This window comes from Thermobacillus sp. ZCTH02-B1 (genome assembly GCF_002159085.1).
In the GTDB taxonomy this organism is placed as follows: domain Bacteria; phylum Bacillota; class Bacilli; order Paenibacillales; family Paenibacillaceae; genus Thermobacillus.
Window position 1 is genome coordinate 170,981 of the sequence record NZ_LZRU01000012.1, and the last position, 14,257, is coordinate 185,237.

Annotated in this window: 11 protein-coding genes; 2 read left to right on the top strand and 9 right to left on the bottom strand. The window is 66.3% G+C overall.

The window, feature by feature from the left end:
• Positions 1 to 6: 6 nt before the first annotated feature.
• Positions 7 to 1,335: a stage II sporulation protein P gene (spoIIP, locus tag A9Z00_RS05670; protein WP_296975192.1), complete on the bottom strand. Its 1,329-nt coding sequence runs from the start codon at positions 1,333 to 1,335 to the stop codon at positions 7 to 9.
• A 144-nt stretch (positions 1,336 to 1,479) separates the two neighbouring features.
• Entirely contained in the window at positions 1,480 to 2,484 is a 1,005-nt protein-coding gene (gpr, locus tag A9Z00_RS05675) for a GPR endopeptidase (RefSeq protein WP_296975193.1), read from the bottom strand.
• 182 nt (positions 2,485 to 2,666) lie between these two features.
• Between gpr and rpsT the strand changes: the two genes are divergently transcribed.
• Positions 2,667 to 2,942: a 30S ribosomal protein S20 gene (rpsT, locus tag A9Z00_RS05680; RefSeq protein WP_296975194.1), complete on the top strand. Its 276-nt coding sequence runs from the start codon at positions 2,667 to 2,669 to the stop codon at positions 2,940 to 2,942.
• Positions 2,943 to 3,347: 405 nt separating this feature from the next.
• Here rpsT and holA read toward each other — a convergent pair whose 3' ends face one another.
• The 6 genes from holA to A9Z00_RS05710 all read right to left on the bottom strand — a co-directional run bounded on the left by holA (position 3,348) and on the right by A9Z00_RS05710 (position 10,809).
• Positions 3,348 to 4,397, bottom strand: coding sequence for a DNA polymerase III subunit delta (holA, locus tag A9Z00_RS05685; protein WP_296975195.1), 1,050 nt, complete (start codon positions 4,395 to 4,397; stop codon positions 3,348 to 3,350).
• A 269-nt stretch (positions 4,398 to 4,666) separates the two neighbouring features.
• The gene (locus A9Z00_RS05690) at positions 4,667 to 5,797 is read right to left on the bottom strand and encodes an anti-sigma factor family protein (protein WP_296975196.1); all 1,131 of its coding nucleotides are present in this window, start codon (positions 5,795 to 5,797) and stop codon (positions 4,667 to 4,669) included.
• Positions 5,794 to 6,342: an RNA polymerase sigma factor gene (locus A9Z00_RS05695; RefSeq protein ID WP_296975197.1), complete on the bottom strand. Its 549-nt coding sequence runs from the start codon at positions 6,340 to 6,342 to the stop codon at positions 5,794 to 5,796. The genes A9Z00_RS05690 and A9Z00_RS05695 overlap by 4 nt, the downstream gene beginning before the upstream one ends.
• Positions 6,343 to 6,569: 227 nt before the next feature.
• Positions 6,570 to 9,260, bottom strand: coding sequence for a ComEC/Rec2 family competence protein (locus A9Z00_RS05700; protein WP_296975198.1), 2,691 nt, complete (start codon positions 9,258 to 9,260; stop codon positions 6,570 to 6,572).
• Positions 9,261 to 9,345: 85 nt separating this feature from the next.
• On the bottom strand, positions 9,346 to 9,873 hold the full coding sequence (locus A9Z00_RS05705) for a deoxycytidylate deaminase (RefSeq protein WP_296975199.1): 528 nt from the start codon (positions 9,871 to 9,873) through the stop codon (positions 9,346 to 9,348).
• A 237-nt stretch (positions 9,874 to 10,110) separates the two neighbouring features.
• Positions 10,111 to 10,809 (bottom strand): ComEA family DNA-binding protein, encoded by a 699-nt coding sequence (locus A9Z00_RS05710; RefSeq protein WP_296975200.1) that lies wholly within the window; start codon positions 10,807 to 10,809, stop codon positions 10,111 to 10,113.
• Between the two features lie 131 nt (positions 10,810 to 10,940).
• On the opposite strand from A9Z00_RS05710, the gene comER reads away from it, so the two are divergent.
• Positions 10,941 to 11,777 carry a late competence protein ComER gene (gene comER, locus A9Z00_RS05715; RefSeq protein ID WP_296975201.1) on the top strand — a complete coding sequence of 279 codons (837 nt, stop codon included), beginning with the start codon at positions 10,941 to 10,943 and terminating at the stop codon, positions 11,775 to 11,777.
• Positions 11,778 to 11,793: 16 nt separating this feature from the next.
• Here comER and leuS read toward each other — a convergent pair whose 3' ends face one another.
• Complete coding sequence (leuS, locus tag A9Z00_RS05720) at positions 11,794 to 14,232, bottom strand: leucine--tRNA ligase (protein ID WP_296975202.1); 2,439 nt, start codon at positions 14,230 to 14,232, stop codon at positions 11,794 to 11,796.
• Between the last annotated feature and the right edge of the window lie 25 nt (positions 14,233 to 14,257).

Consider the following 14,257-nt stretch of genomic DNA (forward strand, 5'->3'; position numbering starts at 1 on the left):
CCCCCGTCATTCGGGCACCGCGCCCGTCTCGACCGCCGACCGGTACAGCTCGGCGATCACTTCCGCGAGCGCGTCGGCCGTCCGGTAGCATTCTTCAAGCGTATTCTCGATGCCGCCGATTTCGATGAGCACGCTGTTCGGCGACAACGACTGATTGTACTCCCCGTTGCCCTTCGCGGCGTCCTTGCCCCAGATGCCGCGCGAAATGCCGGGATAACGCTTCTCCAGCAGCCTGTGGAGCTCCGCCGCGAACGCCTCGTTCCGCTGCCAGTCGGGATTTTTTTTGCCGATCACGAAATAGACCTGGGCGTAATCCTTGCCGTCGATCGTCACCGTCGTGTAGCCGCGCGGCTGCGAATCGCGGTGGATGTCGAACAGATAGGTCAGGCTTTCGTGCGCGGCCATCGCCTCGAGGACCGTCTCCTTCGAATATTTATAAGATAATTCCCAGCGATAGTCCTCAACCGCCGTCGCGTAGTCGACGGCGGCATGGACCGCGCCGATGCCGGCCTCTTCCAGCCGCTCGGCGAGCCGCTTGCCGACCAGCGTGATGTTGATCTCGTCCGACTCCGGGTTCTTCGCGCCCTCCCCGAGTTCGGGCAGCCACGATTCGCGATTGTGGGAATGGTAGATCAGCACGACCTTGCGCTTGACCCGCCCGGGCGTCTCCGGTTCGTCCCCGTTCTCCCCGCCCGCTCCGGGCTTGTCTCCCTCCGTTCCGGGATCCGCGCCGTCCCCGGGACCGCCGTTTCCGGCATCCGGTCCGGCCGTTCCGCCGCCGGCTGCCGGATCGGACCCGCCTTCGCCTCCAGCCGGTCCGGCACCGCCCGGTCTGCCCGGACCCCGCGGCGCATCGATCGACCCGTCCCGATCGGACGCGCCCGTGCCGACCGCCGGAAGCGGCGGCCGGTCCTCGGGACCGGTGACGTGATCCCCGACGCTGCCCGGCCTGAGGAGCACGGCGCGGCCGGTTTCGAGCCCGGGTAGCTCGCTCGCAAGCAGGCTGCGCGGCTGGTGCGGGTTGATGCCCGTCGCGAAGCGGAACAGGAACGCCGCCGTCCGTCTTCCGTCGATGCCTCCCCCGCGGTTCGTCCCGAACGACGGAAGCTCCATGCGGGCCGCCTGCGCGATCACGCCGTCCGGAAGCGCGGCCGCCGCTCCTCCGACCGGCCAGTCCGGCGCCTGCGCCCGGAGCGCCGCGGCGGTCAGGCCGGCCGCGACGAAGGCTGCGAACGTGAAGGCGGACAGCAGCGTGAAGGCGCGCCATCCCGCGAGCAGCGCGCACAACGCTTCGATGGTTCGCGACGGATGTCCGAAGGCGGTGATCTTTTTCATCGACGATTCCTCCCACAGACTGCGGCTGTTGCCGGATTCTGCCATCAGTCTATGAGCGGAAGGCCGTTGATAGAACGAAAGATTCGTGCAAAAAAGCTAGATTCGAAGACGAGGCGCTGCGGCGGGCACAGAAAAACCGGCGCTTCAGCGGGTGTAAGCGCCGGTGTTTTCCATCGTGACGGCGTCGTGCAGCGCGGCGTTCAGTCCGCTCGCGATGATGTTCGCGATGTCCTCGATGAAGGAATCGACCTCCTTCGGCGTGACGAGCAGGTCGTGCCCCATCGGCTGGAGCACTTCCTTCACGAGTTGGAGCCGGTCCTCCGCCGAAATCGAGTGGAGCATGCCGAGGATCGGCGCCGCGTTGTCCGTCTGCCGGCGGAAATGCTCCGCCATGAGCTCGATGCAGTTGTTTACGATCGTCGACGCGTAGACGACGGTCGGCACGCCGATCGCAATGACCGGAACGCCGAGGATGTCGCGCGTGAGGCCCTTGCGCTTGTTGCCGATGCCGGATCCGGGATGGATGCCCGTATCGGCAATCTGGATCGTCGTGTTGACCCGCTCGACGGATTTGGATGCGAGCGCGTCGATCGCGATGATGAGATCGGGTTTGATCTGCGAGGCGATGCCGTACACGATATCGCTCGACTCGATGCCGGTGATGCCGAGCACGCCCGGCGCGACCGCGCTGACGGGCCGGTAGCCGGGCGCCACCTGGTCGGGCATCAGCTCGAACAGATGGCGGGTGACGAGCGTGTTCTCGACGACGAGCGGCCCGAGGGCGTCGGCGGTCACGTTCCAGTTGCCGAGCCCGACGACGAGCGTCTTCGCGCCGCGGTGGATGCCGATCCGGTCGAGGAACGCCTCGAACTCGCGCGCGAACACCCCGGCGACGCGGTCCTGCAGTTCCGTGTCCCTGTTCCGGAGCCCCGGCACCTCGATCGTGACGTAGCGGCCGATCATTTTGCCGATCGCCCGCGCCCCTTCCTCGTTGTCGACGCTCATCCGCGTGATCGTGATGCCGTCCTCGCGGACCGTCTCCGTCGTGATGCCGTTGATCGGGGCGTCCCCGCCCGACTGGGCCATCTCTTTCGCTTCCAGCGCAAGGTCGGTACGGACGTCGTATTGGCGCAATTCGATGTCGTGCATGGCAGCGCATTCCTCCGTCTCTTCGGATCGGCCTTATTGTGCGCGTGCCGGACGGGGGTTTATGCAGCGATCCGCCGGTTTTCCCGCCCCTTTCCCGCTCTTGCAAATTCAAGGGCCGCATGATAGAATGTCTCAAGTTGACTCAAGATGAGGAATGCCTTGTTGACCGGGAGGTGAACCGAGTGCCGAACATCAAATCCGCCATCAAGCGCGTGAAGACGAGCGAGAAGCGCCGCGCGAGAAACCAATCCCAGAAATCCGCGCTCCGCACGGCCATCAAGGCTGCCGAGAACGCCATCTTGGCCGCGGACGTCGAGAAGGCCAGGGCCGCCGTCGCCTTCGCCCAGAAGAAGCTGGACAAGGCCGTCACGAAGGGCCTCATTCACAAGAACAAGGCCGCTCGCAAAAAATCCCGCCTGGCCCACAAGCTGAACGCGCTGCTCGCGCAGCAGGCCTGATCGGCCGGCGATAAGGGGAACGGCCGGCGTCATCCGCACGGATGGCGCCGGCCGTCCTGTCGTTGCCGCCGGAACGGGCATGATGCCGGGATCCGGACACCGGCGCGTTCGGCAAGGAGAGCTTCACGGCCGCCCGCTCCGGGGGTCAAAGCGTCTGCGGGGCCGCACCGCTTGCGCGCAGCCTCGCGCAGAGGCCGTTTTTCCCGATCAGCGACGCGTGCATGCCGCTTTCCCGGATCGGTTCTTCGCGCAGGACGCCAATCCGGTCGGCATGCCCGATCGTGGAAACCGGCGGGCGATGATCACGATGTTCGTCCGTTTCCGATTCGCAAAGCGCGAACCGCCGTTCTCCGCAAGGGAGAACGGCGGTTTCGGTTCCTGCCGGTCATCCCGGGTCATTTCAGGTCAAATGCGCGTCCCGGCCGGACGCCCCATCGCCCCGGACTCGAGCAGATAAAGTTCGAGTCCGATCGCCTTGTCCACCTGCCCCGTCTTCATCCTGTAATCGAGTTCGGCGATTTCGCGCAACCGCCCGGCCAGATGCGCCTCGGACCAGAAGCGGGCCTTCTCCGCCGCCAGACGGACGCGGTACGGGTGCAGGCCGAGTTCCGCCGCGATCTGCCGGACCGGCCAGGAACGCGCCGCCAGCTCCTTCACCTGCAGCATGATGCGGAGCTGGCTCGCGATCAGCGCCGCGATCCGGATCGGCTCTTCCTTCCGTTCGAGCAGCTGCCGGTACAGCGAAACGGCCCGCACGGCATCGCCCTCCATCAGCGCGTCGACCAGCGCGAAGACGTCCTCCTCGAGCACGGGCTCGGTCAGCGCCTCGACATGCTCGCGCAGGATCGTGCCCCCGGGTCCCGCATACAGGCACAGCTTGTCCGTCTCCGCGGCGAGCGTCTGCAGGTTGGTGCCCGCGCGGCGGATCAGCGCTTCCGCCGTCTCCTCGCCGATCGAGCGCCCCTGCTGGGTAACGCGCCGCATGACCCAGCGAACGAGATCCCGGCCCTCGAGCTCGGCGAACTCGATGACCGCGTCCATTTCCTTCAGCAGCCTGACCGCCTTCCGCCGTTCGTCCAGCTTGTCGCTGTGCACGACGAACAGCAGCACGCTCGTCTCGCACGGCTTGCGCAGATATGCGACCAGCCGGTCGACGTTGTGCTGCAGCCGGCCTTCCTTGCCGCCGCCCGACGCCAGCACCGTCTCGTCGCGCACGACCACCAGTTTGCGGCTGACGAAGAACGGCATCGCTTCCGCTTCCTCGATCGCGGCTTCGACCGGCGTCTCCGACGTGTCGAACCGGAACAGGCCGAGTTCCTTTTCCTCTTCGCCGAGCAGCTTGTCCGCCGCGAAGGCGACGAACTCCCGCATCCGGTACCGGTCGCGGCCGAACACCGCGTAGACCGGACGGAATATCCCGGCGCTCATCTCTTTCGCCGCTGCAGTCGGATTCATGGGACCTCCGTTTCCCGCCTTGAAGCCGCGGGCGGAGGGGGGTGAAACAACGGGTTCACCATCACGGGTGTCACCGCTGCGGGTCTCACCGCGACGGGATTCACCCGTCGTCCCCGCTCCCTCCGCCCTTGATCTATGTCAACACCAGCGGGAGGATCCATGGCTCCCCCCGCAGATGGTGCGACCGATCAGGCGGCTCAACGCATCATACGCGTCCGGCGTCGGAAATGTGAATGCCGTTTTGCGGAATGAGCGGAATCGAAGGTGGCTTACGGCTCCCTCGTCTCCGTTCCCGCCGCGGGATCGATCCGGTACGTCTCGCCCGTGCCGTCGCCGCGCCGGATCTCGTACCGGAAGAACCCCCCGTCTTCCGTCCATCCGTAAGCGGCGATCGCGCCTTCCCGCTCTTCTCCCTCGAACCGCGTGTTGCCGTTCCGGTCGTAGATGATGACGCGGGAATCGGCGAACACGGCGACGTACGATCCGTCGGGCGATACCGATTCGACGGAACTTGCGGCCAGCTCCTTCCGGAGATCGACGATATCCTGTATCACGCCGACCGCCGGCATCTCCGCCCCGTCTCCGGACTCGCCGCGCTGTGCAACCGGGGCCTCCAGGAGCTCCGCGTTTTCGGTGCCGGAGCCCGGCGCGGCGTCGGCGCCCGGACTTGCGTACACATCCGTTCCGGCATCCGCACCGGATCCCGTTCCCGAATCCGTCCCTCCGGCCTCTCCGCGGTCGGGAACGAACTTGTAGCCGACTCCCGAAGTCGGGCTCGCCTCCTGCCCGGTAGGCGACGAATCGCCGGCATTTGCCGCATCCGCGGACGTTTCCATACCGTATTGGTCCGCCACGTTCATCGCGTCGAACGACTCGCTGACGGTTCCGAACATGATTGCGGGTTCGGATGATCCGGACGCATCCGACGACGCCGATCCGGACGAAGCCAATTCGAGGGCACGGTTGCCGATCATATCCTCTTCCAGACGGTCGCGGTCATACGTCACGAGGAAGACGCCCGCGACGATGCCGGCCGCGACGACCCCGCCGAGCACGCGCAGATTGAAGCGGCTGATCCGGCGCCGCGGTGCCGCCGGCGCGCTTCCGGTCTTCTCCCCGATGCCCTCCGCGCCCGCGGGCTGGCCGTCCGCTCCGGTTCCCCCGCCCGCCGCGGCCCGGTCAATCTCCTCCAGTTTCGGAAGAATGGCATCCACGAGGCTGAACGGCGGCGTCACCTTCGGCAGGTTCTCGAGCTCGGCCGACAGCCGTTGCAGGCGCTCGTACATCTCCGCGCAATCCGCGCAGCGCCGGATGTGCTCGCGCAGTTTCGCGGACTCGATGTCGCCGAGATCGCCGTCGAGCTCGCGCTGCATATATTCCATCACCTCTTGGCAGTTCATCCCCGGACACCGCCTTTCTGATAGTCTCGGAGCAGAACCTGAAGCTGCTGCCTTGCCCGGAACAGATAGGATTTCACCGTGTTGAGCGGCAAATCCAGCGAATCGGCAATTTCATTGTAAGAAAAGTCCTGCAGATACCTGAGCACGACGACCGCCCGGTGATGATCGGGCAGCCGGTCGATCGCCTCGCGGATATCCTTCGCGGCGCAGGCCGCCATGACCTCCCCCTCGACCGATTCCCTGCCCTCGAACACCATCTCGTGCTCCTCGATGGAGACGGTCGGCTTGTTCCGGCGGAACTTGTCGATGCAGATGTTCGTCACGATGCGCTGCACCCACGTTTTGAATTGCGCTTTCTCTTCATAGGAACCGATTTTCGTATAAATGCGGATCAAGGCCTCCTGCGCAGCGTCCATCGCATCCTGTTCGTTGCCGACAAGATAATAGGCCGTACGGTAGACATGCGTCTCGATTTTTCGCAAAAGCGTGATCAGAGCTTCGCGGTCGCCCTCCCGGGCGGCACGGATCAGCGACGGCTCTACCACGAGGATCCCCCTCTCTTGCACCCTCTCAAACGGACCGCACCGCCGAAATGTTGCAGTTCGTGCGCGATCCGGATCGATTTTCGGAAGATCGTCCGACTCCATTCATCCGGCGCCCATCCGCGACCGGTCAGCCTTGCGTCTTCCTCAAAGCCTTGCTTCTTCCACATAGCCTTGCATCTTCCTCAAGCATAGCAGAAATCCTCAAGAGCGTATACCGGTGTCATTTGTCATTCCGGACGGTTCGGGCCGAGCGCCGTGCGGACCGCGAGACGGCCTCCCGCGATCCGGTACTGCGTCTCGCCATATTCGTCCGTCCTCCGGATCCGCGCGCCCGCCTCTTCGATTCTGCCGAGCGTGTCGGGGTGCGGATGGCCGTACGCGTTGTTCCGGCCCGCGGAAATGACCGCTTCCTTCGGCCGCCAGAACGCGAGCCATGCTTCGGACGCGGAACGCCGGCTCCCGTGGTGCGGGATTTTCATGACGTCCACGGGAGAATCCGGCGCTTCCGCGCGCGACAGGATCGCCCGTTCCTCGGCAAAGCCGATGTCTCCCGTAAAAAGGAAGGTGCGGCCGGCCAGTTCGACCCGCAGGACGATGCTTCGTCCGTTCTGATCCTTCAGCACCGGCAGACGGCCGTCCGCGGCGACGGATTCCGCGGCGGGCCAGAGCACCTGAATCGCCGTGCCGGCGTCCGGCCGGTAGGTCCCGAGCCCGGCGTGCGCGGCGATCAGCCGGACGCCCCGCTCGTCCGCGAGCCGGAGCAGCGCTTCCCCGTCCTCCCGTCCGGACAGCGTGCCGTTCCAGAGCAGCGCCTCCGCCGGAATCTTTTTCAGCACCGCGGCAAGCCCGCCGATATGGTCGGAGTCGAGATGGGTGGCGACGACGAGATCGAGCTTGCGGACGCCGCGCTTCATGAGCAGCGGCACGACCACGTCCTCGCCGACATCGAACGGATCGAGCCGCCGGCGCCATTCGTCGCCCGGCTTCTCGAAGCGGATCGTGCCGCCGCCGTCAACGAGGATGTGACGGCCCGCCGGCGTGCGGATGAGCGCCGCGTCGCCCTGCCCGACGTCCAGAAACGAGACGGTCGCCGTCCGGTCGAACCGGCCGGGGTCCCAGGCGTAAACGAGCAGCAGCGCGGCCAGAGCCGCCGGCAGGACGGCGGGCAGATGGCTGCGCAGCCGGCCCGCGGGATGCGCGCCGGTTCGTCCATCGTACAGGCTGCCCGACAGCCCGGCATGACGGAAACCGGACCGCCCGATTTGCGCTCCGCCCGCCGGATCGGCCGGAACCGGACCGGTACGCCCGCCGCCCGACGCCATGCCGGCAAGCGGAAGCGTCTCCGTCACCGGCTCGCCGTCCCGCGGCCGCCCCCGATCCGCCGAGCGGTCGGGCAGCCGGTGCGCCAATGCCAGCAGCGCGCCGTACCAGGCCAGCATCCACCACAGCGGCGGCGTCGGCCAGATCGTCGCCAGTTCCGGCTGCGCGGCGAGTTTTTTCACCAGACCGAACGTCGCGTCGTTCGCCGCCTCCGTCACGCGCGCGAGCAGCCGCCCCGCATCCGGCCAGACGAACGATGCGAGCAGCGCCGCCGTGCCGAGGGGCAGGACGACGAAGCTGATGAACGGCACGAGAATCGCGTTCGCGGGCAGCGAGAGCAGATGGAACCGGTTGAAATAATGAATGGTCAGCGGAAACGACACGGCCTGCGCGACGACGGTGACGACGAGCAGATCGATGATCGGCCTCCCGCGCTTCGGCGACGGCAGCGCACGCCTGACGGGCGGCACGAGCGCGATCAGGCCGGCCGTCACGGCGAACGAGAGCTGGAACGCGATGTCGGACAGATAGTACGGATCATAGATCAGCATCGCCAGCGCGGCGGCGGCCAGCAGGTTCATCCCGTCCTTCAGCCGGTTCAGCCGAGCGGCAATCAGCCCGATCACCGCCATCAGGCCGGCCCGGACGACGGAGGGCGACGCGCCGGTCAGCAGCACGTAAAACGGGACGGCGGCCGCCGTCAGCTCGAGCGTCGTCTCGCGCGGCAGCCGGAACAGCCGGAGCAGGGAGCCGACGCCGAGCAGAAAAACGCCGACATGCAGGCCGGAAATCGCAAGGATGTGGGTGAGCCCGAGCTCCGCGAATTCATCGTAGAGTTCCGGATCGAGCCGCTCGCGTTCGCCGAGCACCAGGCCGTTCATGTAGCCGGCCTGGTGCCCGGGGAACAAGTCCGCCATCCGGCCGGTCAACAGGCCGCGCAGCCGGTCCATCGCGCGCAGCGCGGCCAGCCCCGCGCCGCCGCCCCGTCCGAGAGGCTTGACGCTGTCCGCCGATTCAGCCTCCAGCAGCCAGTGGATCCGGTGCCGGTACAGATAGGCGCGGTAATCGAACCCTCCGAAATTGACGGCTTTCCCCGGCCGCTCGAGCACGCCGGAGACGGCGGCCCTGTCGCCCCGCCGCCAGCCCGCGGCGATGCCGAGCTCCTCCTCCTTCGCGAGCCTGATTCGCACCTGCACCCGCTCGGAGCTCAGCCGTCGCGGCGCTCCGCCGCCGTATGCGACCGACTCGAGCTTCGCGCGGAACATCACGCGGTCGCCGTCGATCCGGGGCACGGTGTCGATGGTCAGCACCGCTTCGACCGCGGCCGGCGGCCCGCCCGCTTCGGCCGCGGCGGCCAGATCGGAAAGCTCCGTCCCATTGCGCGCGTCGGTCCAAGCGCGGTGGCCCGCGGCGAGCGCGTACGCGAGTACGCAGGCTGCGGCCGTCCGCGGGCCGATTCTGCCCGCGAGCGCGACGGCAGCCAGCGCGGCCGCAAGCGCGAGCCCGGCCAGCAGCACGCCCGTGCGGCCGAACGTCGCGGCCGACGCACCGCCCGCGATCCAGCACGCCGCGAACGCGCAAAGCGGCCTACGGAACAAGGCTTGCACCCCCTTCGCATTCACAAAAAAACCTCCGCGCGTATGGTGACGCACGGAGGTGCTTCCTTCCGATCGATCGTTCGGTTCAGTTGTCGTCAATGCCGCCCGCGGCCTCCGCCGGCGGCTCGTAGGACGCCAGCTGCCGGAAGATGATGCCCTTCCGGCTCATCAGCCAGTTCACCTTGTCCGCGTCCTTCGGATAGGGACGATGGTAGACGATTTCGGTGACGCCGCTGTTCGCCAGCATGTTGGCGCACGTCCAGCACGGCTGGTCGGTGACGTAGACCGTCGATCCTTCGCGGTCGATCCGGTCGGTGAACAGGAGCAGGTTCTGCTCCGCGTGGATCGTGCGGATGCATCGCTCTTTTTTGACGACCCGCTCCACGCCGTCCACGATTTCGAGCTCGTACTGTTCGGCGATCATGCAGCCCGCCTCGGAGCAGTCCGGCACGCCCATCGGCGCGCCGTTGTACGCGGTGCCGAGCAGCTTCTTGCCCTGCACGAGCACGGCGCCCACCCTGCGCCTCAGGCAGCGCGACCGCGTCGACACCATGTAGGCGATATCCATGAAGTAGGTATCCCAATCCTTGCGCACGATTGCGGTTTGCGACATCCCATGCACCGTTCCTTTCGCCTCCGGTTTGACGCCCGGCATCCATTGTTTGACACCCATTGTCGCATATCCGCGGGTTCACGGCAACCGATCCGTGCGGAGAACGCTTGGCGCCGACCGGCACCAAGCAAAGCCGGTTCGCCGATTGCCGCCCGATCTGGATGCACGAGGGCACCAAAGCTGCCGGGGTGAACTCGTCGCCGTGCTCCCGGCGCTTCCGCACCGTGCGCGTCCGCATCAGCCGCCCGAAGCATTCCGGGCCGCGATCGCATCCTTGATCCGCTCCAGCAGCTTCGGCCCGATCCCCTTCACCCGCAGAAGATCGTCGACGCTGCGGAACGGACCGTTCCGCTCCCGGTCCTCGACGATCGCGCGCGCCTTGGCGGGGCCGATGCCGGGCAGCTCATCCCATTCCGCTTCGGTCGCGCGGTTGATGTCGAACCCCCCGGCGCCGGGCGCGGAACCGGATGCGGCATCGGGAGAAGCTCCGGCAGCATGGCCCGAAGCCGTGCCGGCGGCACCGCCGGACGCCGGGCCGTGGCCGGCCGCATCATCCGGAACGGGGCCGGCCGCGGCATCCGATCCGGCATTCGGGGCGGCGCCGGAACCGCCCTCCGTGCCGGACGTCACCCCGGCCGCGTCACCCGCGGCGGAACCGGTATCCGGACCGGCGGCATCCGAGCCCGCATCCGAACCGCCGCCGGATGCCGACCCGCCGCCGGTTCCTCCGCCCGCCGATGAGGGCGCCGCACCGGTTGAACCTGCGTTCGATCCTTCATGTTCTCCGACGGATGCGGCCAGCCGGTCATTCACGGGCCGCCAGTCCGGCGGCAGCCGCTCCGGTTTCTCGTCCCTGAACGCGCCCCACAGGAGGCCGGCGGCGAGCAGCAGCAAACCCGCGGCGGCGAGCATGCGGGGTTGCGTCAACGCATGCATGATCCTGTCCACCTCCTCCGGACCGCCCGTGTCATGTCGGACAATCGGGCGGGCATATGGTGATAAGAGCAGGATTTTCGGCCGAAGACGACGCCATCCGTTTTGCCGATCACGGACGGGAGGGGTAAGCGTTGAATGTCGGATTTATCGGAACGGGCAGCATGGGCGGCATGCTCGTGGAAGCGTTCATTCGCTCCGGCGCGCTGCCGCCGGAGGCGATCACGGTGGCGAACCGGACGTACGCCAAGGCGGAGCGGCTCGCCGCACGCCATCCGGGGCTCACCGCCGTCCGCTCGAACGCGGAAGCCGCCGCCGGACGCGACATCGTCTTCCTGTGCGTCAAACCGCTCGATTTCAAGCCTGTCATCGACGAAATAAGGGCCAGCGTGCAGCCGGAACAGCTGATCGTCTCGATCACCAGTCCAGTGCTTCTGGCCCATCTGGAAGAATGGCTCCCCTGCCGGGTCGCCAAGGTGATTCCGAGTATCACGAATCTGGCGCTCGGCGGCGTGACGCTCGTCATCTACGGCAGCCGCGTCGAGCCCGGGCAAATGGCGATGCTGGAAGGGCTGCTATCACACATCAGCCAGCCGGTCCGCATCGAAGAAAAGCATACGCGCGTCGCATCCGATCTGTCGAGCTGCGGCCCCGCCTTCATGGCGTTTGTGCTGGAGCGCTTCGTCGACGCCGCGGTCGAAGAGACGGGGATCCGCCGGGAAGAGGCGGAACGGCTGGCCGTCGGCATGCTGCTCGGCACGGGGCGGCTGCTGGCAGGCGAGGGACTCACCGCCGGCGAAGTGATCCGGCGGGTGTCCGTACCGGGCGGCATCACCGCCGCCGCGCTGAAGCTGCTCGACGCCGAGCTGGACGGCGTCTTCAACCGGCTCATCCGGACGACGCACGCGAAGTTCCGCGAAGATCTGGCGAAGGTCGAGCAGGCCTTTGCCGTGAAGCATGGACCCGCCTGACGCCGTCCCGATGCGGTCAGTTCGCGACGACGTTGACGAGCTTGCCCTTGACGACGATGATTTTGCGCACCGTCTTGCCCGAAGTAAGCTCCTTCACGCGGCCGCTTTCGCGCGCGAGCCGCTCGAGCTCCTCTTCCGTCGCGTCCGCCGCCACCTTCACCCGTTCGACGATCTTGCCGTTCACCTGGATGACGATCTCGATCTCCCGGTCGGCGATCCAGGCTTCATCATATTCCGGCCACGGCTCGTAGGTGATCGTGTCGCCGTGACCCATCCGCTCCCACAGTTCCTCCGCGATGTGCGGGCAAATCGGCGACAAGAGCTGGAGGAAATCGTTCATCGCCTTGCGCGGCAGCTTTTCCGCCTTGTAGGCTTCGTTCACGAAGATCATCATCTGGCTGATCGCCGTGTTGAAGCGGAGATTCTCGTAGTCTTCCGTCACCTTCTTGATCGTCCGGTGCCAGGTGCGGATGAACGCTTCGTCCCCGCCCTCGTCCGTGATTTTTGGGTTGATCGCGCCGTCTTCGGTCACGTACAGCCGCCAGATACGGTTCAGGAACCGGTGGATGCCCTCGAGGCCGTTCGTGTTCCACGCCTTGGTCGCTTCCAGCGGTCCCATGAACATCTCGTACATGCGGAGCGTATCGGCGCCGTACTCGTTCACGATGTCGTCCGGGTTGATGACGTTGCCGCGCGACTTGCTCATTTTCTCGCCGTTCTCGCCGAGGATCATGCCCTGGTTCACGAGCTTCCGGAACGGCTCCTTTGTCGAGACGACGCCGATGTCGTAGAGCACCTTGTGCCAGAACCGCGCGTAGAGCAGGTGCAGCACCGCGTGCTCGGCGCCGCCGATGTACAGGTCAACCGGCATCCAGTATTGCTCTTTCTCCTTCGAGACGAGCTCCTTGTCGTTGTGCGGGTCGATGTAGCGCAGGTAGTACCAGCAGCTTCCCGCCCACTGCGGCATCGTGTTCGTCTCGCGGCGGGCCTTCAGGCCCGTCTCCGGATCGACCGTGTTGACCCAGTCCGTCGCGTTGGCAAGCGGCGATTCGCCCGTGCCCGTCGGCTTAATCTCGTCGAGATCCGGAAGCAGGAGCGGCAGCTCGTCTTCCGGAACCGGCTTCATCGTGCCGTCCTCGAGATGGAGGATCGGGATCGGCTCGCCCCAGTAACGCTGGCGGCTGAACAGCCAGTCGCGCAGCCGGTACGTCGTCTTGGCGCGCCCCTTGCCCTCCTTCTCGAGCCATTCGATCATCTTCGCCTTCGCTTCTTCGTTGTGGAGGCCGTCGAGCAGGCCGGAATTGACGTGCGGGCCGTCGCCGGTGTACGCCTCCTTCGTGATGTCGCCGCCCTGGACAACCTCGACGATCGGCAGGCCGAACTTCTTCGCGAATTCCCAGTCGCGCTGGTCGTGGGCCGGAACGGCCATGATCGCGCCCGTGCCGTAACCTCCCAGCACGTAGTCGGCGACCCAGATCGGGATCTTCGCACCGTTCACGGGATTGATCGCGTAGGCGCCGGTGAAGACGCCCGTCTTGTCCTTCGCGAGATCGGTCCGCTCGAGGTCGCTCTTGCGCGCCGCCGCCTCGCGGTAGGCCACGACGGCCTGCCGGTATTCATCGGTCGTGATCCGGTCCACCAGCTCGTGTTCGGGCGCCAGCACGCAGTAGGTCGCGCCGAACAGCGTGTCGGGCCGGGTCGTGAACACCGTGAACGAGGCATCGTGCCCGTCGACCGTGAACGTCACCTCGGCGCCCTCCGACTTGCCGATCCAGTTCCGCTGCATCTCCTTGATGCTTTCGGGCCAGTCGAGCTCCTCGAGGTCCTCCAGCAGCCGTTCGGCGTATTCCGTGATCTTCAGCATCCACTGGCGCATCGGCACGCGGATGACCGGATGGCCGCCGCGCTCGCTGACGCCGTTGATCACTTCCTCGTTCGCGAGCACGGTGCCGAGCGCCGGACACCAGTTCACCGGCACCTCGGCCATGTAGGCGAGCCCGCGCTTGTAGAGCTGCAGGAAAATCCACTGCGTCCACTTGTAATAGGCGGGGTCGGTCGTGCTGATCTCGCGGTCCCAGTCGTACGAGAATCCGAGCGATTTGATCTGCCGGCGGAAATTGGCGATGTTCTGGTCCGTGAAGCCGCGCGGATGCTCGCCCGTGTTCAGCGCGTGCTGTTCGGCAGGCAGCCCGAACGCGTCCCAGCCCATCGGGTGCAGGACGTTGTAGCCGCGCATCCTTTTGTAACGGGCGACGATGTCGGTGGCCGTATACCCTTCCGGATGGCCGACGTGCAGTCCCGATCCGGACGGATACGGGAACATGTCGAGCACGTAATATTTCGGCTTCGTAAAGTCGTCCGACGCCTTGAACGTCTTGTTCTTCTCCCAGTACGCCTGCCATTTCGGCTCGATCGTGCCGGGATCATAGACATGCCGTTTCGCTTCCGTTGCCATCTCGCATGCGTCTCCTTCCGTCTGT